Origin of the sequence: Exiguobacterium sp. SH0S2, from assembly GCF_004337185.1 — a bacterium.
Lineage (GTDB): Bacteria > Bacillota > Bacilli > Exiguobacteriales > Exiguobacteriaceae > Exiguobacterium > Exiguobacterium aurantiacum_A.
This window is the reverse complement of sequence record NZ_SJVB01000002.1, coordinates 691330-710458: the sequence shown is the minus strand read 5'-3', so window position 1 is coordinate 710458 and position 19129 is coordinate 691330. Positions and strand designations below refer to the sequence as shown.

Below are 19129 nucleotides of genomic sequence, written 5' to 3'. Positions count from 1 at the left end.
ACGGACCGAAACAGTTTTTTGTATTACGAGAAGAACGGCTTGTATTCACGGCGTTCATGCATGACAGATACCCATTGGAGCGTCGTGAACTCCTCGAGCACCCATTCGCCGTTGAAGCGGCCGAGCCCTGAGTCTTTCTCACCGCCGAACGGCAAGTGCGGCTCGTCGTTCACCGATTGGTCGTTGATGTGGATCATCCCGGTCTCGACGCGGCGAGCAAACTCGGTCGCCCGGTAAATCGAACCGTGGACGGCGCCGCTAAGACCATATGGGAGTTCGTTCGAGATACGGAGCGCTTCTTCGTCGTCTTTGAATGACAAGATGACGGCGACCGGTCCGAAGATCTCATTTTTGGCGAGCGGCATGTCGTTCGTGACACCGCTAAGGACCGTCGGCTCGAGCACGTTGCCGTTCGCTTTGCCACCGACGTGGAGCGTCGCCCCGGCGTCGACCGTCTGATCGATTTGGTCGAGGATACGATCGATTTGATCATGGTCGATGAGTGGTCCGACCTGTGTATCGGCTTCATTCGGATTTCCGAATTTAAGACCGCGGACGCGTTCGTTAAACCGTTCGAGGAACGTGTCATGAATCGATTCGGCGACGAGAATCCGGTTCGTCGACATACAGATCTGACCTTGATGGAAGAACTTGCTGTAGACGGCCGACTCGACAGCGCGGTCGATATCAGCATCGTCTAGGACGACGAAGACGTTGTTGCCACCAAGTTCAAGCGCGGTCTTCTTCAACAGACGTCCGGCCTTCTCGGCAATGCCTTTCCCGACCTCGGTCGATCCCGTGAACGAGATGAGTTTTGGGATCGGGTGTTCGACGATGGCATCGCCAATCTCAGAGCCGCGACCGACGACGATATTCAAGACGCCTTTCGGAAGCCCGGCTTCTTCAAACAATGAAGCGAACAGGAGCCCGCCTGTGACCGGTGTCGCCGTCGCTGGTTTGACGACGACGGTGTTGCCGGTCGCGAGCGCCGAGACGATCGAACGGACCGCGAGATGGAACGGGAAGTTCCATGGGCTGATGACGCCGATGACGCCGAGCGGCTTCCGGTAGACCCGATTCTCTTTGTTCGGTACGATCGATGGTTTGATCAGACCGTCCATCCGGAACGGGAACGTCGACGCCTCTTTAATGATTGCCATCGAGGCAGCGAATTCACCTTCTGCCTTGATGCGGGTGCTGCCTGACTCTTTCACGAGCCAGTCGATGATGTCGTCTTTGTAGTGTAACGTCAGTTCAGCGAACCGCTCGATCAGGGCGCGGCGCTCTTGCGGCAGCATGACCGCCCATTCGCCTTGCGCTTCCTTAGCTACCTGATACGCCTTGTCGAGATCGGACTCGTCTGCTGACCGAATCGAGAACAGCCTCTCGTCCGTGAACGGGTTGACGTTGTCGATCGACTTGTCGCTCGAACCGTCTACCCACTGGCCATTAATGTACATCTTTGTAAAATCGGTATGCATAACAACACTCCTTTATTTTTTCTTCACCTTAAGAAGTATTCACCTGATTTAAAAAATTAAACCTTTCGATGCGCAACTATCTTGTTTTACAAAGTAGTTGCAATTGAAATCACCTTCCATTACTATTATGTATAACAAGATAGTTTGGAGAAAGTGAGGTCACGCCATGGCGATGAGTCAAATGTTGAAAGGTCTGCTCGAAGGGTGTCTGCTCGCCATCATCGCAAAAGGGGAGACGTACGGCTATGAGATGTCGGAGAAACTTCAAGCGTACGGTTTCACGATGGTGAGCGAAGGCAGTATCTACCCGGTTCTGTTACGGATGAAGAAAGAGGGGTGGGTCGAGACGGTTCAAAAACCTCTGCCTTCAGGAGGTCCGAAACGAAAGTATTACGTATTGACGGAAGCTGGGGAACAGGAATTAATGGCGTTCCGGAAGCGTTGGGCAGATGTGTCGAGCGGTGTCGACCGCGTACTAGGAGAGGGGAATGAACGTGGAACTTTCGAAAAAGAGTCGTGATTTTTTAGATGATTTGGCGGTCTATCTCATGTCGAGTGGGAAATCAGAACGTGAAGTGAAGGACGTGACCGAAGAATTGAAAGACCATTTAGAAGAAGCGGAGCGAGCAGGGAAAAGCGTAGACGATGTCGTCGGACAGAGCCCTGAGGCGTATATGCGCCAACTCGGGAGCGAGATGGCGTTTGACGTGAAAGGGGTAGTGAAAGTTGTCGGCATGATCATTCCGAGCGTATTCGCCTACATCATCATCGGAAACTTTATTCAAGGAGAGATGACGTTCTCGACGGTCCAACTGATCGGCTTCCCACTCGTCGCCGTCATACTTTTACTCGCCGTGACACAAGTGTTCCGTAAGATGTCGACCGGTTCGTCTCGCGGCAAGATGAAAACTGGGTTGACGTATGCCGCGCTCGGCGCATTGCCGATGACGCTATTCCTAGGCTTGATGACTTTCGACCTGCTCGTTGAGACACCGAAGATCACGTTTGGGACGGTCGGGCAGTTCGTGTTGTTCGGGCTAGCAGTGCTCACACTCGTCATCGTGTCGGTGTGGACGAAGACGTGGATCAATCTGATTATTCCACTTCTACTGTTTGTGCCGCAATATGTGTTCGCGCAAACGAGCCTGCCGCTTGAACAACAGTTGATTTTCTCAATGATGGTTCTGTTCGTCGGCATGGGAATCGTTATGTTCGTCTGGTGGAAAAAGAATCAACAGGAGGAAGTCTAAGACGTTTGTCATAGATGCTAGCTCGATTGTTAGGCATCGCTTGGACGGTCTTGTTCGTTATCGGTGTCGTCTTGGCATTCTTTTATCATTCTAAATTTCGAAAAGTGTGCGAGTCTGCTTAATGACGGGTTCGGCTGGGAATAGGAAACTGTACGCCAATAGAGAAAGAAGGGGTTCCCATTGCCAGTCAATCCGACGATTCAATTTTATTTGGATCAATTTAAAAATCAGATGTCACCCACATATGAGCAAATGAACCCACTCGAGTTAAGACGACAGGAAGATGCAGTGCTGACGAGGTTCCAGCATAAAGAGCACGTTCACGAAGTCGAGGACTTGGATCTCTCGCTCCCAGGGCGTACGCTCCCGATTCGGATTTATCGGTCAGGAGCAACGACCGCCCCGGCACTTGTCTACTATCACGGCGGCGGTTACGTCACCGGCAGCATCGAGACACACGATGCGATTTGCCGCACCCTCGCGAACGAGGCGGACTGTACCGTCATCTCGGTCGGGTATCGCCTCGCGCCGGAACATAAATTTCCAGCCCCGGTCGAAGACGCTTACGATGCACTCGTTTGGATCGGGGAACACGCTTCAGAATTAAACGTAGATGCGTCACGACTCGCCGTCGGCGGCGACAGTGCCGGCGGGACGCTCGCCACGGTCAGCGCATTGATTACGAGTGAGCGCGGGGGGCCGTCACTCGTTCATCAGCTCCTGTTTTACCCGGTGACCGGGACCGAAGAGAACTTGCCGTTATCTTTGATTGATTACGCTACCGGCTACTTGCTTGACGAAGGGTTGATCCGTTGGTTCCAGCAGCAATATTTTAATGACGAAAATGAGTTGACACATCCGTATGCGTCGCCAATTTTGTCCGATCGCTTAGAACAACTGCCTGCGACGACACTACTGACGGCCGAGTACGACCCGCTCCGTGACGTCGGTCGGGCTTATGCGAACAAATTGATCAGCCTCGGTGTCCCGGTGACGTATAAAAATTACGGGGGGCTGATCCACGGCTTCACGAACTACTATGCGTTCGTCCCAGAGGCGAAACGGGCGGTGAAAGAGGCGGCTCATTGTTTAAAAACAGCGTTTGAGAACCAAAAAAATATTCTTGGATAAGAGAAGAGGACCATTCTGACCTATTGTCGGAACGGTCCTCTTCTCTTATGAGTACGCTCGCACCATCAGACTCTGTTGCAAGGCGCGTTATTTCATGCTTTCGATAAACTCGGGAAGCGACAGCCTTCCGGGAAAAGGTGGCCGTCACTCATGCGGATCATCCATTGTCCGTCACGTGCACGTGCCGCACGTCGTTCGACATCGGGCAAGTCAGGTGTGAATTCAAAGACGATTTCCGCGATTCCATCAAAGGAGAGCCGTGCCACGACGTCACGCATATCGACAGGCCGAGGCGACAGCACCGCGAACAAATGCAGACGCGTGCGCTCAATAAAATAGATGACATGCACGTCGTCGAAGCGATAGACGTCCTCGTTCAGGCCTTGATAGAAACTGAACATCCAAATATGCATGTCGTCCGTCGTATAGAGCCGGGGTGAGTACGGGAGCGACTCCAGTTTGAACCGACGCCACCGCTCGGCGTCGACGTCGACGTGTTCGAGCGGGGGCGCCGAGCCCGACACGGAGACAAATAGCTCCGGTTCGCGTTGGACAGTGAACCCTTGCTTCTCATAAAACGTTTCGAGGCCCTCGTTACAAGCTAAAATATAAGGCAATCCATCGGCGTCATGTTGTTTGAAGAGGTGCTTGAAGACGCGGGTGGCGAGTCCTTGTCCTTGTCGGTCCTCGTCCGTCATGACCGTCCCGATTTGATACATCTCACGAGCGGTTCCGTCCGTCACGAGGGTCATCCGGCTCATGCTGACGTTCGAGATGATGTTCCGGTAGAACGTCAACGAATAACAGCGATAGCGGTCGGTCCATTCTCCATCCAAATACCATCCGCGAAAATCGATGCCGAACATTTCATCGGTCAAGTAGAAAAATGATTCACGTTCTTTATCTGAATACTCGAGATTGGTGATCGGTCGTTTAGCCATGGGACTCACTCCTTGTTTTGAACTTCTCGGCCTGTTCCTGTACATTAGAGGCAGAGAGGGGTAATTCAAATTATGAAACGGTATGAAGCTATTTTATTTGATGTCGACGATACGTTGCTAGACTTTAAACGGAGCGAGCACGTCGCCTTGGAGCAATTGCTCGCCTCACATAACGTCCGGATGACCGATGCGTTAAAACAACAATACGTGACGATCAACAACGGGCTATGGCGCGCGTTTGAACGCGGTGAGGTCGGACGGGAAGACGTCTTGATGGGCCGCCACACGCAACTGTTCGACACGCTCGGCATCACGATCGATGCGCATGAAGTCGAACAGCGCTATCGAGACCATTTGCACGACGGGGTGCACATCATCGACGGGGCACTCGAACTCGTGCAAACGCTCAGTGAACAGTATCCGCTCTATATCGTCACGAACGGTGTGACAGAGACACAGTTCAAGCGGCTTGAGGCGTCGGGGTTGCTCCCGTATTTCAAGGACGTGTTCGTCTCCGACGCGACGGGATCGCAAAAGCCGATGAAACCGTTCTTCGATTACGTGTTCGACCGTGTCCCGAACGTGTCACCAGAGCGTGGGCTCATCGTCGGTGACTCGCTGACGGCGGACATCGCCGGAGGACGCATGTACGGCCTCGATACGTGCTGGTACAACCCGCATGAGGTTGCGGCGACGGTCGAGACGACGTATGAGATTCAAGATTTGAACGAGTTGAAATCGATTTTATAAGGCTCAGCGGTCGATAAAGTGTGGTGGGAGCGACTGCGGCAACGCATAGAGCGTCTCCGGGAAGAGTCTCAGTTCACGGAGCGACTCGAGCGGCTGCCAACGATAGATGAGTTGATCTCCTTCTGGTCCGTGAAAGTCCCCGGTCCGGAGCGGTAGGTCACCCGATACATAAAAATACATGCCGATCTCGTGAACCGTGCGTTCTAAGTACGTGAAGAAATTTTCGGAGACGAAAGCGAACGTCGTTCCCGTCAGTGTCGCGTTGAGCTCTTCTTGCAGTTCGCGCATCAAAGCGAGTTCGGCTTCTTCGCCGATGCCGACGCGGCCGCCCGGCAACGCCCAAAAGTCATCATTCGCGTTCCGATGAATGAGCAAACGACCATCTTGGACCCAGATGCCGGCGACGCGGTAGTTGAACGTTCCTTGATCGGTCGGAAATACGATATCCATATGCAACACTCCCAATTTTTACTACAATCAGTATACGCCAAGGAGGCAGGACATGTTTCAATCAAATGCAGTCTATGAGGGAGAAGATTTTCGAGAGGAGACGCTCCGTGACCTTCAACTTTCACATACGACGTTCGAGAACTGTCGGTTCACGTACATCGACGCGACCGAGTTCGAGACCGAGCAGTGCCGCTTCATCAACTGTGACTTTACCGACTCGAAATGGAACGCATCGCGCCACGTCGGCAGTTCGTTTTTAAACTGTCAATTCAATGGGGCGAATTTGTTTTTAAGTGAGTTCGATCAATGCAAGATGACAGGTTCTTCGTTCGAGTCGTGTACGTTTGAGGGCGTGACCGTTCGTGGGGGCGACTGGTCGTTCGTCAATTTGCGTCACGCACCGCTCCGAAAAATGGATTGGTCGGATGTTCGTCTAGTAGAGGCTGATTTGTACGGGGCGGACTTGAAGGAGTCGCGCTGGACGAACGCTGCGTTGACACGTGCCGTCCTGCAGCATGCGGACTGTACGGCTGCCGACTTCATAGGTGCTGACATGGACGGGGTCGATTTCACGGACGTTACGCTCAAAAAGACGAAACTCGACGTCATGCAGGCGGTCCAAGTCGCCCGTTCGCTCGGGGCCATCGTCGAATGAACAATAACCAGGTGCTCGAGCAGCTACTCGCTTTGGCGGAGGAGCGGGAAGACATCCGAATCATGGTGTTGAACGGATCGCTCGTCAATCCGCACGTTTCCCCAGACCGGTTTCAAGATGTAGATGTCACGTTTTTCGTTCTGGACGTATCATCGTTCATAACGGATCAATCCTGGATCGATCGGTTCGGCGAGGTGTTGATCATGCAGACACCGGACGAGTCACCGTCTCAAACAAGATACGAGCGGTTTGCGTTTCTCGTCCAGTTTGCAGCCGGTCATCGGATCGATCTGACCGTTCGTCCTGTTCGCGTTGTGCAGGAGGCGATTGCGGAAGATTCGCTCAGTCTCGTCATGCTCGATAAAGATGACACGGCAGGACGTCCTGTGCCGAGCGATGAGACGTACCGAGTCAAACGTCCGAGCGCGTTTGACTATGCGTCGTGTTGGAACGAGTTTTGGTGGGTATCATTGTATGTCGTGAAAGGACTAAGGCGCAATCAACTGCTGTATGCGCTCGATCACGTGACGATCATGCGAGACATGCTCCGACAGATGATGGCGTGGGATGTCGGATATAGGACCGGCTTTTCCTCGAATATCGGGAAATCTGGGGACGCTTTGGTGAACTACTTATCAAATCAAGCTTGGCAAGCATACTTACGGACATACCCGGTCGCGGATCCTGCGGCGATTGCAGCCGCGTTTGAAACGTTGGTCGAGCAGTTCTGCGTCTTCAGTCGGCGTGTTTCGGAGAAAAGTGGCAACTCATTTCGGGACGACGAGTCCAAGCGGATTCGTGACGCTTTTTCGACGCTTTGGACTTCAAACGATTAGTTTTTAGCCGAGTCGGGAAACCCCCTCTATAGAAGGGGGAATGACGCTTGAATCCGTATACGACGTTCATCGCGCTCCTAGTGGGGAGTTTACTCTTATTTGTCGGCATCCGGACGAAGAAATGGCCAATCGTTGTCGTGGCCTTATTTCCGCTTGGACTCGTCGCATTCAATTTGTACTTATTGATCACTGGACGCTAGAAGACTGCTTGTCAGTCTTCTTTTTTGTACATCGATTTTACGAAAAACGCGGTCGGGAGCAAGATTCCGATTGCCGCTTCGAGTAGGGCGAACAGACGGGCCGGCCCAACCGGCAGTAAGTCACCAAATCCGATTGATAGAAGCGTGACGCCGCTGAAATAGAGCAGGTTTTGCCATGATGGCTCGACAGCGGTCATCGTCTCAAGTGACGTGACGAGAATGATCCCGTCCCACGACAACACGTAATAAACTAAGGCAAACCCAATCAACACACCTAACAAGCTGATGAAAAGGTGGCTAAATAATCGGCCGTCAAATCCGGTCTGCCGGTACGTCTGTCGGCGGAAGAAGGTATATACGTTCAGTCCGACGAATAAGAGGGCAACCGTCAGTAAAATCGTATTCATCCTCATCTCTCCTTTTTTGCTAAGTCATACTAAGTTGTTTCCCTGAACAATTGACGTCAAACGGACCTAAGTGCACCATGAAGGATTCTGCGACAAGGAGGTGTCCGTGTGCGACGCTTTAGGTTGACGAGTTTAGTGCTGCTTCTGCTGCTAGGTGGATGTACCACGAAGACGCCATTTAATTTTGATAAAATCAGCTCGTACAAAATTTTTTACAACATTCCGACCGAGGCGATTATCGAGGATATGACCCGGTATGATCTCGTGATCATCGAACCGATTTGGTATACACCGGAGCAGATTGAAGCGATTCGTTCGAACGGCACGAAAGTGCTCGGCTATATAAACGTGATGGAAGCGGACACGTGGAATCGGGAACTGATCGGTCAAATGAAACAAGACGATTTTTTCTACCGGGACGGAGAGCGGATTTATTTTCCGAAATGGGATTCCTATTTGACAGATATCAGTTCGGACCATTTTCGGAAGATTTTGATGCGCGAGATTCAAAAGCAAGTCATCAATAAACACTTGGACGGTATCTTTTTAGACACGGTTGGAGATATCGACGATGTACACCTCGACTATCCCGAAGACTTGACTGAGCAATTGAACGGATTAGAAGCATTTTTAAAAGCGATTAAGCAGACTTACCCTGGGGTCCCGATTGTACAAAATTGGGGAATCGAAACGCTTGAACGAACGAGCGCTCCATACGTGGACGGGTTCATGTGGGAAGGGTTCAATTATTCGGAGATTACATCGGACTCTTGGTCGATGGAAATGTTGGACCGTATGAATGTGATTCAAGAACAGTATGGGATTGCAGTACTTACTGTTTCGGACCAAGAGGAAGCTATTAGTCGAGACTTGGCGGAAGCGAACGGGTTTATCCATTATCATGAACCCACTTATTATGATACATGGGATTTTCAGGAAGGGAATTAAGATAATTAGCAGGGGAATTTGCTGCGAGCGCCAAATAAGTAAGCATGACATTCGTGTTATGAAGCTGTGACTAATCGTTGGGAGGGGATTATCATTCTATATGCTCAAGACCGCCCGTGGATTAAGTGGGCCGAAATTCTTGTCGTGTTCACTCTATTGATCGGAATCGATTTAGCTTTCAATTTAGGGACGATTCAAAATGATTTGAACCTATTTTATGTAGCCGCCATCTTGTTCGCGCTACGTTACGGAACAACCTTTGGGTTGATCAGTTTCGCCGTCTTGCTTCTGTACAAAGTCCTCTACACCGGACTTGTCGGAGGCGATATCTTCTTACTGTTCTACGATACAAACTCACTTCTCACTCTTTTCTATTACTTCGCACTCACTGTCATCGTCGGCTTGTTTAGCACTTCATTTCGAGAGCGTTATGAAATCAGTCAGTTTCGCAACGAAGAACTGAAAGATGAAAACACGTATTTGAAAGAGACCGTCGATTTACTCAACACTTCGCAAACGACCCTTCGTCAAAAATTACTTCAATCGGAATACAGTTTAAATCAATTGTACGAACTAGCTGTCTCGCTTGACCTGCCACATCCTGAATTGATTCGTAGCGAGACGATTCGTTTGCTTAAAAAATATTTCTTGGCGAGCGACGTCGCCATCTATCATGTCGATCGATCGCAAAAGTCGATGCGTCTAATCATTCGCCAAGCCGAGAAGAAAGAGTTTCCACAAACCATTTTCTTAGATGAGGCGTCGAGCATGTTCAAACGTTTCTTCCAAGTCCAAGAGACGATGTTACGGCAACTCGATGATGACGACACGGATCCGATGTTGCTCGCTCCGATCGTGATTGACGGAGAGACGCGTGAAGTTGTCGTCATTAAGCGTCTGCCGCTCCGGAAATTGACGACAGATGACCTCCACGTATTAAATATCCTGTTCTCGTGGATCGGGACGCGAATCACAAACGCGCAAAACTTGATTCGTAAAGAGCAGCACGAGAAGCGCTACCCGGGCACATCGTTCTACAAGAAAGAGGCGTTCATCGAGATAGTGGCGCTTCAAGAACAAAAGAAACTTCATCACGATCAACCGTTCATCGTACTCGAGTATGCGCTCGATTATGAACCGGTCTCGCTCGAAAGTATTGAAGCGATCGTGCATTCGTATTTGCGAGAGATTGATATCGTCGGTTATGACCAAGACGAAAACAAGTTGTTACTCTTGCTCCCAGGAACGAGTGAGGAGAACCGTCAACGAATTTATGATCGGATCGAAGGGATTTTGATCCAGAAGGGAGTGTGAGTTCATGGAAGCCATCGACAGTTTAGTTTGGATTGGGCTCTATGTGATTCACGCAATCTTGGCGTTCGTTTTGTTAGTGGTGTTGAAGCGGAAAATGAAAGCGCTAGACTATGGGGTGGCAGTGGTCGCTTTATGCTTCGGCCTATTTTTACCTTTTGTCGCGGAAGTCGCAGTATATGCAATTTATCGCTTCGCAGAACGCTTCGATCGGAGCGGACTGATTGAAGATTACGATGAGTATATTGATTTTCGGGTCGTCAATTATGAGCAGATTCGGCACGATGCGAAAACGAGCTCTAGCCTGCTGCCGTTAGCCGATGCCATCAATTCAAAAGATCCGGCGATTCGCAAGCACTCGATTTTGACGCACGTCAACCAGTCCATCAATAACCAAGGGAAATACTTGCAGATGGGGCTTAATAGCACGGACAGTGAAACGGTCCATTATGCGGCCGCGACGATGAATATTCTCATCGATCAGTACGAGCAGGAATTAAAATTGGCGAAGTATGAATACGATTTAGGAAACCCGGAAACGATTCACCGACTAGCGACAATTTACAAACGGATGATTCACAGTGAACTGATCACGGAAGTCATGTTGAAAGACAGACGTGAGGCCTGGTTAAAAGAGATTTTGACAGCGAAGACGCTGTATCCGCCGTCGCCATGGATTTATGAGGATTTAAACGAAGTCTACATCACGTTAAAACGTCCTAGAGATCAGCTTGAAATATTGAAGGAGTACGTTCACCATTTCCCGGAACGCATCGAGGCCCATCTCATGCTCATCGATTTTTACTATGAACGGGAGCGGTGGACCGAGGTGAAGGCTGTCATGTTTATGATGCAAACACAATTTTCGTTAGACGATGTGCCGTATGAGCACCGACTGTTGTTTGAAGAATGGAGTGATTCGACATCATGGAAAAACGAACTGTAATCTCATTCTCGCTCTTCATCGTGTTATTTCTCGTCGTCGTCGGCGCAATCCAATACTTGAGGATCCATTCCTTGCATACATTGTTACCGAACGTTGCTGAGCAACGAATGAACATCGACCAATTGCAAGGTGATGCTTCCGCTAAAACAGGAGAGCAACAACTTCAAGTTTACCTTGTCCGAGACGAAGGTGATTTGGCGGTCAATACGGCAGATAATTTATTGTATGGTTTGCGTTACGCCAAACTAGACGTTCGAGAAATTGATGCGGGTGCGGTCAGTTCGATCACGCCGTCTCCCTACAGCATCATCGTATTTACAGGAGAACAAACCGCGACATGGCCATTGCAAGAGACGAAACGGTTCGTCGAACAAGGAGGCAATGTCGTGTTCGCCAACCGTTTCAAAGACCCCGCTTGGAATGAAGTGACAGGTATCGAAGAAATCGGTGAATTCGTTCCAGACGTTTACGGTCTGAACTTCGAAGAAACGATTTTCCCGGGTTATGTCGACTTGAATCCACCGGACGATCTGTTCGTCCATAGTGTCGTCGACTTCGCAATTGCAGACGAAGCGAACGTTTTGCTGTCAGCGGAAGGGTTTCCCGTCCTTTGGGAATATGAGGTCGGTGATGGGAACGTTCTGTACTGGAATACAACGATCACCGATCAAAAGATGATTCGCGGACTGTTCGTCCAAACGCTCGGAACGTTACCGCCTGCGTTCGTGGGTGCCCAAGCGGCGATTAAGCTCATGTATATCGATGACTTTCCGGCTCCAGTCATGGACGGCAAGATGAAAGATGTCTCGGCGACACCACTCGATAAATCGGTCAAAGACTTCTTTGCCGAAGATTGGTGGAAAGACATGGTCGACATGGCTCAAGATGACGACGTCATTTACACGGGCGCGATGATCGGGACGTACGAAGAAGAGATGGAACTGCTAGATGATAAATTGATTAAACGCGGCGAGTTCCCGATGCTCTATTTCGGTCGAAAATTATTGGCGCAGGGTGGTGAAATCGGGTTGCACGGCTACAATCACCAATCACTTGTCACGGCCGATGAACCGATCGATCCGACGTACGGATATATTCCGTGGAAAGACAAGGACGAGATGAAGCGTTCGCTGCTGCAGGCAGAGTCGGTATTTGCTAACTATTTCCCGGCAGAACAACTCAAATCATACGTCCCACCTTCGAATGCACTCAATCGTACCGGTGTCGACGCGATTGCTGAAGCGTTGCCTGAACTGCGGACGATTGCGTCACTCTATACCGGTGACCCGGAAAATGGTGATTTTGTCCAAGAGTTCGAATTTGATACGACACATACCGGAATCTATCATTTCCCGCGCATCACGAGTGACTACGGGGAAGAAAGAGGTTCGATCTTCCAAATGGTCGATGCGATCGCTAACTTTGGGGTGTTTTCACACTTTATCCACCCGGATGACGTCATCGACCCAGACCGTGCTTTCGGTCGCGACTGGGATACGATGTTCGCCAGTTTGAAAAAAATCGTCGATGATGTCAACGTCAGCTATCCCTATTTAGAGGCCTACACACAACACTATGCGACGGAAAAACTGATCACGTATCAAGAGGCAGACTTGAACGTCACGTTTGATGACGAGACCATTTATTTGACTGGGGACGGACTCGTCAATCCGTCACACTTCACCGTCCGTCTAAAAGTGGGCCAATCATTGGACACAGGCAAATTCGCATTCGGCACGGTCGAGCAGATGGAGGCGGACCGTCCACTCTATCTCGTCCAATTGACATCAGCGAACGCTGAAATCGCCATCAAGGGGGACCCGCAATGAAGATTGGGCTCGTGTTAGAAGGGAGTTACCCGTATGTGAGCGGAGGTGTCTCGAGTTGGACGCAGACGCTGATTGAAGCGATGCCGGAAGTCGAGTTTGAAATCATCTCGATTCAGCCATCGGTCAAGCGGCCAGAAGATATGAAATATGAGTTGCCGCAAAACGTGTCAGGAATCACACACCTTTATTTAAGCGATATGGATAAAAAGGCGAAGGGTCGAATGAAGCTCGACGCCGAAGACGAGCGGAAAATTTCGGAATGGCTCATGTTGAAAAACCCGAACCGGCAAGCGCTTGGCATTCTCGGGAAACAAGTCCCATCAAGCCAAGCCTTCTTCTCAAGCGAGTTCTTTTGGAGAAACGTAAAATCGGCTTACGCAGAAGAAATGAACGGTGGCTCGTTCATCGATTATTTTTGGATGTGGCAGAGTATGTATATGCCGATCTTGCGTGTGTTGCATCAACCGTTACCAAAAGTCGATCTCGTCCACTCCATCTCGACAGGCTACGCCGGTGTCGTCGCATCTTACATGAAAGAGACGCAAGGTATCCCGTTCATTTTGACCGAACACGGCATCTACTCACGTGAACGCGAGGAAGAAATCCTTCAGTCTTATTGGATTCCGTCCCCTTACAAACCGAGGTGGGTTCGATTTTTCCATCACTTGTCACGCGAGGCGTATAACGCGGCCGACGAGATTATCACACTGTTTGAGCGGAATCGCGAATATCAAGAGTGGATTGGGGCGCCTAGCGAGAAGACGAAAATTATCGCCAACGGGATTGACGACCGTCATATCCACGCTACGCTTGAGCGAGCCGAGAATGATGTGTTCCAAATCGGGGCTATCGTCCGCCTCGTTCCGATCAAGGATTTGAAGACGATGATTTATTCCGCAAAAATCCTTCAAGAGCGCCATCGGCTGTTTAAACTGACGATCATGGGTCCGCTTGATGAGGACGAAGAGTACGCCGAAGAGTGTCGTCTACTGATTGAGCAGAGCGGGCTGACCGACTATGTCGAACTCGTCGGGAAAGTGAACGTACAAGACTGGTTGCCGAAATTTGATTTGTTGTTGTTGACGAGCATATCGGAAGGGCAGCCGCTCGCCATTTTAGAAGGGATGGCGGCTGGCATCCCTTGGGTGGCGACCGATGTCGGGGCTTGTTCGGAACTACTTTACGGACGCGCTGACGATCCGTTCGGTCCGGCCGGCTTCATCGTTCCCCCGGTCCATCCGGAAGCCATCGCTGACAAAGTCGAATGGATGATGGATTATCCGCGCGAACGGATGCGCTTCGGTAAAAACGGCCGCGAGCGTGTCCGTCAGTATTATCGATTGCAACAGTTCGTCGACCGCTATAAAGCCATCTATGAAGCGAGGAGGGAACAGTATGGCGGGCATCGGGTTTAAGTTACAAAAGCTGTTTCAAGAAGACTATTACTCTTCAAGACTGAAGGCGTACACGTTTTCCGGTCTCGTCACATCGGGCCCTTGGCTGATCGTCATCCTCGTTGTCGGTACGATTCAATGGTTGGCGTTTCAGATGCCGATGTTGTCGCTCGAGGAACGGACACTGTTTATGCTATCCGTGTCTTACGCGTTCATTTTCTCGCAAATTCTATTTAGTTTTCAGCAGCTCGTCGTCACGCGATACGTGGCCGATTTGTTTTATGAAAAGAAAGCCCATGAGATCTTTCCTGTCTTCACCGGCATGTTAAAAGTGACGATTCTCGCTGCCGTCGTCATGTATAGCGTGTTTTGGCTGATTTCACCGCTCAGTTTCGCCTATAAGCTCGTCCTGTTCGTCTTATTCATGACCATCAACGTCATCTGGGTCATGTTCTTGTTCTTGAGCGCCGCCAAATTTTATCAAGCGGTCGCTTACAGCTTCTTGCTAGGCGGGGTTATTTCAGTCGCGAGCGTCTATTTGATCAGTCGTCTCATGGTCAACCCATCGAGCCTCGAGCTTCTGTTTGGCTTTACCGTTGGGATGGTCGTGACGCTGTTCGGGCTATTCTTCGCGATGCTTCGGACGTTTCCGCTCAGGTATGCGACGCGAGAGTTTTCATACTTCCGGTACTTTGATAAGTATCCGGACTTGTTCGCGATTGGTGTGTTATACGTGCTTGGGATCTGGGTGACCAACTTCATCATTTGGTTTGGTGAAGGTCGCATGGTGATTGCCGATTCGTTCGTGTTCAATCCGTATTATGACACGGCTGTGTTCTGGTCGTACTTGACGATCATCCCGACCCAGCTCTTGTTCGTCGTCGCTGTCGAGACAAGGTTTTACGAGCGCTACCGAACGTTTTACGGCTTGATCAATTATGGCGGGGCGTTACACCAAATTGAGAAGGCGAAGCAGACGATGACGACGGTGTTGAAAAATGAATTGATCCGACTTGGGCGAAGTCAAGGTGTTGTCACCTTGTTCGCGATCCTGATGGCGGGTGTGTTCGTCGGTTGGATTGGTGTCCCGGAAGAAGTCGGTCAAATTTTCCGGATGACGACGCTCGCCGCGTTCGCGAACGCGATGATTCTCGTACTGACGCTGCTCTTGCTTTATTTTGAGGACCGGCGTGGTGCGTTGTTCGTCAACCTATCGTTCTTCACATTGAACGCCTTGTTCACGTTGTCGTTACTATCGCGCGGGATCGATTGGTATGGGGTCGGCTTTGCGATCAGCACGACCATCACGTTCTTTATCGCAGGACTGCGCTTGATTTATTTTATGGGGAAGGTCGATTATTACGTGTTCGCGGCCTCGAACCGTCGTAAGCTCGGGACGGAACGGTTCTCGCATTTTGGGACCGCGCTCAACCGTCGCTTCTCGCGTTAAAGGGTTTGCATTTTTCAAAAAGATTGATATGATGTGGTCGAAGATGACCGAATTTCATAATGTTTGCCACTAGGGGAGTCGCTTGACGCGGCTGAGATGGACAAGGTCCAGACCCTTTGAACCTGATCTAGTTCACGCTAGCGGAGGGAAGTGGGCGAAACGTCCTTTCTCACACTCTTTGTGTATGGCCGACGCCGCTTCCGTTATGGGAGGCGGCGTCTTTTTTCATACAAAGGAGGAGAATACGATGACATTTACCGCACACATCCGCCAAGAGGCCAACGCCTTGTTTGAGGCGAGTTTCCACCATCCGTTCGTCCGCGCGCTCGGAGACGGGACGCTCGACGAGGCGAAGTTTCGGCATTACGTGATGCAAGACTCGTACTACTTGAATCAATTTTCGAAAGTACAGGCGAAGGGCGCTACACTTGCCCCGACGATGGAGCTGGCGAGCCGATTTTTGACGCACGCCCTCCACACGATCGAGGCGGAGCACGAGTTGCATCGGGAATTTTTTACGATGCTCGAGGTGAGTGACATGGAGTGGGCGACGTTCGAACCAGCTCCGACGGCTTATGCATACACGCTCCATATGCAACAAGCCGGCCCGACGCTCGGAGACGTGCTCGCGGCGATTCTTCCATGCTACTGGGTGTATTACGAGATCGGGGAGCGCTTGAAGGACGCAGAGCCAGACCATCCGATCTATTCTGTTTGGATTGCGACGTACGGTTCGGAATGGTTCCGTGAACTCGTCGAAGAGCAGATCGAGCGACTTGACGAATTGGCGGGACAAGCGACGGAGTCAGAACGGATTCGCTATCAGCAACTGTTTTTGAAAAGTTGCTACTATGAGCTCGCGTTTTGGGAGATGGCCTGGACACTCGAATCGTGGGAACTGCCGCTTGAGGTGGGACAATGAGGCCGGATCTATGGGAAGCCGTCCGGTTGAAGCGACCGCTCGTCCATAACATTACGAACACCGTCGTCGCCAACTTCTCGGCCAACGGGTTGCTCGCCATCGGGGCGTCCCCGGTCATGGCTGATGCGATCGAAGAAGTGGCAGACATGGCGACCGTGAGCGATGCCCTCGTCTTGAACATCGGGACGCTTGACGCAATGACCGAGGCGACGATGATCCGCGCCGGACAAGCCGCGAATCAGTCGGGCCGCCCTGTCGTCCTAGACCCGGTCGGTGTCGGGGCGACACCGTTCCGCCGCGACGTCGTCGAACGGATTTTGCGAGACGTCCGCGTCACGGTCATCCGTGGGAACGCCGGGGAAGTCGCCACGCTTGTCGATGCCGGTTGGACGACGAAAGGGGTCGACGCCGGAAGCGGCACACATCATCCGCAACAACTCGCCGAACGAGCAGCGAACCGATATAGCTGTGTTGTCGCGATTACCGGGGCGACAGATTTCGTGAGTGACGGGACGGTCACGCTAGAAATTTTGGGCGGGCATCTGCTCATGACAGAGACGACAGGCACCGGCTGTCTACTCAGTGCGGTCGTCGGTGCGTTCCTTGCTGTTGAACCGGACGTGATGACGGCAACCTCGACCGCGCTCACCGGATATGCACGATGCGGCGAGTTGGCGAGTGAAGCAGCGACGGGTCCGGGGGATTTCCCAATCCACTTTCTCAACGCACTCGCTACCATGACGTCAACTGACCTGCCGAGCGACCGAATCGAGGTGTTCGCGCGATGAGGCCTCAAGTCTTGACCATCGCCGGTTCGGACTCTGGCGGGGGAGCCGGAATCCAAGCCGATTTGAAAACGTTTCAAGAATTAGGCGTATTTGGCACGAGTGTCGTGACCGCGGTGACGGCTCAAAACACGCGTGGCGTGCACGGTGTCGAAGCCGTCTCCGCCGACCTCGTCGCACGCCAGCTCGATGCAGTCGGATCAGACTTTATCATCTCGGCGTGCAAGACCGGGATGCTGTTCAATCGTGAGTTGATTGACGTCGTGGCGGACGCAATCGAGCAGCATCGATTTCAAAATGTCGTCGTCGATCCGGTCATGATCGCTAAAGGCGGTGCGACCTTGCTTAAACGGGACGCCGTCACCGCGCTACGGACGAGGCTGTTACCGATGGCGACGGTCGTCACGCCAAATATCCCTGAAGCTGAAGTGTTGACCGGCTTGACGATTTGTACGTTCACTGATCGTATGAAAGCAGCTGAGCGCTTGTTGTCTTACGGGGCAAACGTCGTCATGTTGAAAGGCGGTCATTTGGACGGTCCTCTCGCCGAAGACCTAGTCATGACGAAGACCGATACGTTTCGAATGGTGACACCACGGTTGCTGACGAAAGATACGCACGGGACCGGCTGCACGTTTTCGGCTGCGCTAACAGCGGAGCTCGCGAACGGGCATACCGTTACGGAAGCCGCGCAGAAGGCGAAACAGTTCATCCATAGTGCCATCTCCCACGGATTACAAATCGGCAGCGGGCATGGACCGACAAATCATTGGGCGTATAACAAGCACCCGAAGGAGGTGGTTTCCATTGAGTCCATCGCCTATCGTTGAGCGGTTAAAGCTCTACTTCATCTGCGGCACAGCGGATACGTTTGATCTCGTTCAGACGGTCGAAACGGCGCTTCAATGTGGTGTGACATGTTTTCAATTTCGCGAAAAAGGTAAAGAGCCACTGTATGGGGATAAAAAAGAAGCGATGGCACGAGCGTTGCATACACTTTGTCGACAGTACCGTGTCCCGTTCATCGTCAACGATGACGTCGAGCTGGCAATCAAACTCGATGCGGACGGAGTTCATGTCGGACAAGAGGACGCAGCAGCCGAAGTCGTTCGTCGGCGAATCGGTTCAAAGAAGTGGCTCGGTGTCTCGGTCCACTCGATCGAGCAAGCCGCAACGGCTTCGAGATACGCCGATTATGTCGGAATTGGACCGATTCATCCGACTGTGTCGAAACAAGACGCGGCCGAAGTGAATGGAACGATGCTCATTCGGCAAGTGCGAGCCCGGTTTCAGCATTTGCCAATCGTGGGGATTGGTGGAATCATGCCTGAACACGTCGAAGCGATTCGACGTGACGGGGCTGACGGCGTAGCTGTCATCTCGGCCATTGCTTCTGCACCGGACGTGGCCATGGCCACACGGCGTTTCGCTTGTCTCTGAATT

General features: G+C 51.5%; 21 protein-coding genes and 1 riboswitch. Of the genes, 17 read left to right on the top strand and 4 right to left on the bottom strand.

The window, feature by feature from the left end:
- Positions 1–23: 23 nt before the first annotated feature.
- Complete coding sequence (locus EVJ21_RS08295; protein ID WP_131490312.1) at positions 24–1481, bottom strand: aldehyde dehydrogenase family protein; 1458 nt, start codon at positions 1479–1481, stop codon at positions 24–26.
- Between the two features lie 166 nt (positions 1482–1647).
- On the opposite strand from EVJ21_RS08295, the gene EVJ21_RS08290 reads away from it, so the two are divergent.
- From EVJ21_RS08290 to EVJ21_RS08280, 3 genes are all read left to right on the top strand, one after another.
- Positions 1648–2001 (top strand): PadR family transcriptional regulator, encoded by a 354-nt coding sequence (locus tag EVJ21_RS08290; RefSeq protein ID WP_070329271.1) that lies wholly within the window; start codon positions 1648–1650, stop codon positions 1999–2001.
- Entirely contained in the window at positions 1970–2731 is a 762-nt protein-coding gene (locus tag EVJ21_RS08285; protein ID WP_070329270.1) for an HAAS domain-containing protein, read from the top strand. The genes EVJ21_RS08290 and EVJ21_RS08285 overlap by 32 nt, the downstream gene beginning before the upstream one ends.
- A gap of 180 nt (positions 2732–2911) precedes the next feature.
- Positions 2912–3862 (top strand): alpha/beta hydrolase, encoded by a 951-nt coding sequence (locus tag EVJ21_RS08280; RefSeq protein ID WP_070329269.1) that lies wholly within the window; start codon positions 2912–2914, stop codon positions 3860–3862.
- A gap of 92 nt (positions 3863–3954) precedes the next feature.
- Here EVJ21_RS08280 and EVJ21_RS08275 read toward each other — a convergent pair whose 3' ends face one another.
- Complete coding sequence (locus EVJ21_RS08275; RefSeq protein ID WP_161567017.1) at positions 3955–4803, bottom strand: GNAT family N-acetyltransferase; 849 nt, start codon at positions 4801–4803, stop codon at positions 3955–3957.
- A gap of 72 nt (positions 4804–4875) precedes the next feature.
- On the opposite strand from EVJ21_RS08275, the gene EVJ21_RS08270 reads away from it, so the two are divergent.
- Entirely contained in the window at positions 4876–5553 is a 678-nt protein-coding gene (locus tag EVJ21_RS08270) for a YjjG family noncanonical pyrimidine nucleotidase (RefSeq protein ID WP_131468408.1), read from the top strand.
- A gap of 3 nt (positions 5554–5556) precedes the next feature.
- Here the strand turns inward: EVJ21_RS08270 and EVJ21_RS08265 are convergent, their stop codons facing one another.
- Positions 5557–6003: an NUDIX hydrolase gene (locus EVJ21_RS08265; RefSeq protein WP_131490311.1), complete on the bottom strand. Its 447-nt coding sequence runs from the start codon at positions 6001–6003 to the stop codon at positions 5557–5559.
- A gap of 52 nt (positions 6004–6055) precedes the next feature.
- Between EVJ21_RS08265 and EVJ21_RS08260 the strand changes: the two genes are divergently transcribed.
- Genes EVJ21_RS08260 through EVJ21_RS15445 form a run of 3 tightly spaced genes read left to right on the top strand, consistent with a single transcriptional unit; the run spans position 6056 to position 7694 of the window.
- Positions 6056–6658 (top strand): pentapeptide repeat-containing protein, encoded by a 603-nt coding sequence (locus EVJ21_RS08260; protein ID WP_131464813.1) that lies wholly within the window; start codon positions 6056–6058, stop codon positions 6656–6658.
- Positions 6655–7494: an aminoglycoside 6-adenylyltransferase gene (locus EVJ21_RS08255; protein WP_131490310.1), complete on the top strand. Its 840-nt coding sequence runs from the start codon at positions 6655–6657 to the stop codon at positions 7492–7494. Before EVJ21_RS08260 ends, EVJ21_RS08255 begins: the two co-directional genes overlap by 4 nt.
- 47 nt (positions 7495–7541) lie before the next feature.
- On the top strand, positions 7542–7694 hold the full coding sequence (locus tag EVJ21_RS15445) for a hypothetical protein (protein ID WP_021065921.1): 153 nt from the start codon (positions 7542–7544) through the stop codon (positions 7692–7694).
- Positions 7695–7705: 11 nt separating this feature from the next.
- Here EVJ21_RS15445 and EVJ21_RS08250 read toward each other — a convergent pair whose 3' ends face one another.
- A complete protein-coding gene (locus tag EVJ21_RS08250; RefSeq protein ID WP_131490309.1) occupies positions 7706–8101 on the bottom strand; it encodes an ion channel in 396 nt (131 codons plus the stop codon).
- A gap of 108 nt (positions 8102–8209) precedes the next feature.
- Here EVJ21_RS08250 and EVJ21_RS08245 point away from each other — a divergent pair, with 108 nt between their 5' ends.
- The 10 genes from EVJ21_RS08245 (at position 8210) to thiE (ending at position 19126) form a co-directional block, all read left to right on the top strand.
- On the top strand, positions 8210–9049 hold the full coding sequence (locus tag EVJ21_RS08245) for a glycoside hydrolase family 191 protein (protein ID WP_236633714.1): 840 nt from the start codon (positions 8210–8212) through the stop codon (positions 9047–9049).
- 66 nt (positions 9050–9115) lie between these two features.
- Positions 9116–10363 carry a GAF domain-containing protein gene (locus EVJ21_RS08240; RefSeq protein WP_131464807.1) on the top strand — a complete coding sequence of 416 codons (1248 nt, stop codon included), beginning with the start codon at positions 9116–9118 and terminating at the stop codon, positions 10361–10363.
- Positions 10364–10367: 4 nt separating this feature from the next.
- Positions 10368–11306: a tetratricopeptide repeat protein gene (locus tag EVJ21_RS08235; RefSeq protein WP_131490308.1), complete on the top strand. Its 939-nt coding sequence runs from the start codon at positions 10368–10370 to the stop codon at positions 11304–11306.
- Positions 11288–13135: a DUF2194 domain-containing protein gene (locus tag EVJ21_RS08230; protein WP_070329469.1), complete on the top strand. Its 1848-nt coding sequence runs from the start codon at positions 11288–11290 to the stop codon at positions 13133–13135. The genes EVJ21_RS08235 and EVJ21_RS08230 overlap by 19 nt, the downstream gene beginning before the upstream one ends.
- The gene (gene pelF, locus EVJ21_RS08225) at positions 13132–14550 is read left to right on the top strand and encodes a GT4 family glycosyltransferase PelF (RefSeq protein WP_070329468.1); all 1419 of its coding nucleotides are present in this window, start codon (positions 13132–13134) and stop codon (positions 14548–14550) included. Before EVJ21_RS08230 ends, pelF begins: the two co-directional genes overlap by 4 nt.
- On the top strand, positions 14531–15979 hold the full coding sequence (gene pelG / locus EVJ21_RS08220) for an exopolysaccharide Pel transporter PelG (RefSeq protein ID WP_070329467.1): 1449 nt from the start codon (positions 14531–14533) through the stop codon (positions 15977–15979). Before pelF ends, pelG begins: the two co-directional genes overlap by 20 nt.
- Before the next feature lie 61 nt (positions 15980–16040).
- Positions 16041–16145, top strand: a riboswitch (TPP riboswitch).
- Positions 16146–16226: 81 nt separating this feature from the next.
- Positions 16227–16901, top strand: coding sequence for a thiaminase II (gene tenA / locus EVJ21_RS08215; protein ID WP_131490307.1), 675 nt, complete (start codon positions 16227–16229; stop codon positions 16899–16901).
- Positions 16898–17689, top strand: coding sequence for a hydroxyethylthiazole kinase (gene thiM, locus EVJ21_RS08210; RefSeq protein WP_131490306.1), 792 nt, complete (start codon positions 16898–16900; stop codon positions 17687–17689). Before tenA ends, thiM begins: the two co-directional genes overlap by 4 nt.
- Positions 17686–18516 carry a bifunctional hydroxymethylpyrimidine kinase/phosphomethylpyrimidine kinase gene (thiD, locus tag EVJ21_RS08205; protein ID WP_131490305.1) on the top strand — a complete coding sequence of 277 codons (831 nt, stop codon included), beginning with the start codon at positions 17686–17688 and terminating at the stop codon, positions 18514–18516. Before thiM ends, thiD begins: the two co-directional genes overlap by 4 nt.
- Positions 18455–19126 (top strand): thiamine phosphate synthase, encoded by a 672-nt coding sequence (gene thiE / locus EVJ21_RS08200; RefSeq protein WP_370259179.1) that lies wholly within the window; start codon positions 18455–18457, stop codon positions 19124–19126. The genes thiD and thiE overlap by 62 nt, the downstream gene beginning before the upstream one ends.
- Positions 19127–19129 lie beyond the last annotated feature (3 nt).

Bases quoted from the DNA above. Each gene is read 5' to 3' on its own strand.
- EVJ21_RS08295 (WP_131490312.1), bottom strand. From the start codon at position 1,481: ATGCATACCGATTTTACAAAGATGTACATTAATGGCCAGTGGGTAGAC.
- EVJ21_RS08290 (WP_070329271.1), top strand. From the start codon at position 1,648: ATGGCGATGAGTCAAATGTTGAAAGGTCTGCTCGAAGGGTGTCTGCTC.
- EVJ21_RS08285 (WP_070329270.1), top strand. From the start codon at position 1,970: ATGAACGTGGAACTTTCGAAAAAGAGTCGTGATTTTTTAGATGATTTG.
- EVJ21_RS08275 (WP_161567017.1), bottom strand. From the start codon at position 4,803: ATGGCTAAACGACCGATCACCAATCTCGAGTATTCAGATAAAGAACGT.
- EVJ21_RS08270 (WP_131468408.1), top strand. From the start codon at position 4,876: ATGAAACGGTATGAAGCTATTTTATTTGATGTCGACGATACGTTGCTA.
- EVJ21_RS08265 (WP_131490311.1), bottom strand. From the start codon at position 6,003: ATGGATATCGTATTTCCGACCGATCAAGGAACGTTCAACTACCGCGTC.
- EVJ21_RS08260 (WP_131464813.1), top strand. From the start codon at position 6,056: ATGTTTCAATCAAATGCAGTCTATGAGGGAGAAGATTTTCGAGAGGAG.
- EVJ21_RS08255 (WP_131490310.1), top strand. From the start codon at position 6,655: ATGAACAATAACCAGGTGCTCGAGCAGCTACTCGCTTTGGCGGAGGAG.
- EVJ21_RS08250 (WP_131490309.1), bottom strand. From the start codon at position 8,101: ATGAATACGATTTTACTGACGGTTGCCCTCTTATTCGTCGGACTGAAC.
- EVJ21_RS08235 (WP_131490308.1), top strand. From the start codon at position 10,368: ATGGAAGCCATCGACAGTTTAGTTTGGATTGGGCTCTATGTGATTCAC.
- EVJ21_RS08230 (WP_070329469.1), top strand. From the start codon at position 11,288: ATGGAAAAACGAACTGTAATCTCATTCTCGCTCTTCATCGTGTTATTT.
- pelF (WP_070329468.1), top strand. From the start codon at position 13,132: ATGAAGATTGGGCTCGTGTTAGAAGGGAGTTACCCGTATGTGAGCGGA.
- pelG (WP_070329467.1), top strand. From the start codon at position 14,531: ATGGCGGGCATCGGGTTTAAGTTACAAAAGCTGTTTCAAGAAGACTAT.
- tenA (WP_131490307.1), top strand. From the start codon at position 16,227: ATGACATTTACCGCACACATCCGCCAAGAGGCCAACGCCTTGTTTGAG.
- thiM (WP_131490306.1), top strand. From the start codon at position 16,898: ATGAGGCCGGATCTATGGGAAGCCGTCCGGTTGAAGCGACCGCTCGTC.
- thiD (WP_131490305.1), top strand. From the start codon at position 17,686: ATGAGGCCTCAAGTCTTGACCATCGCCGGTTCGGACTCTGGCGGGGGA.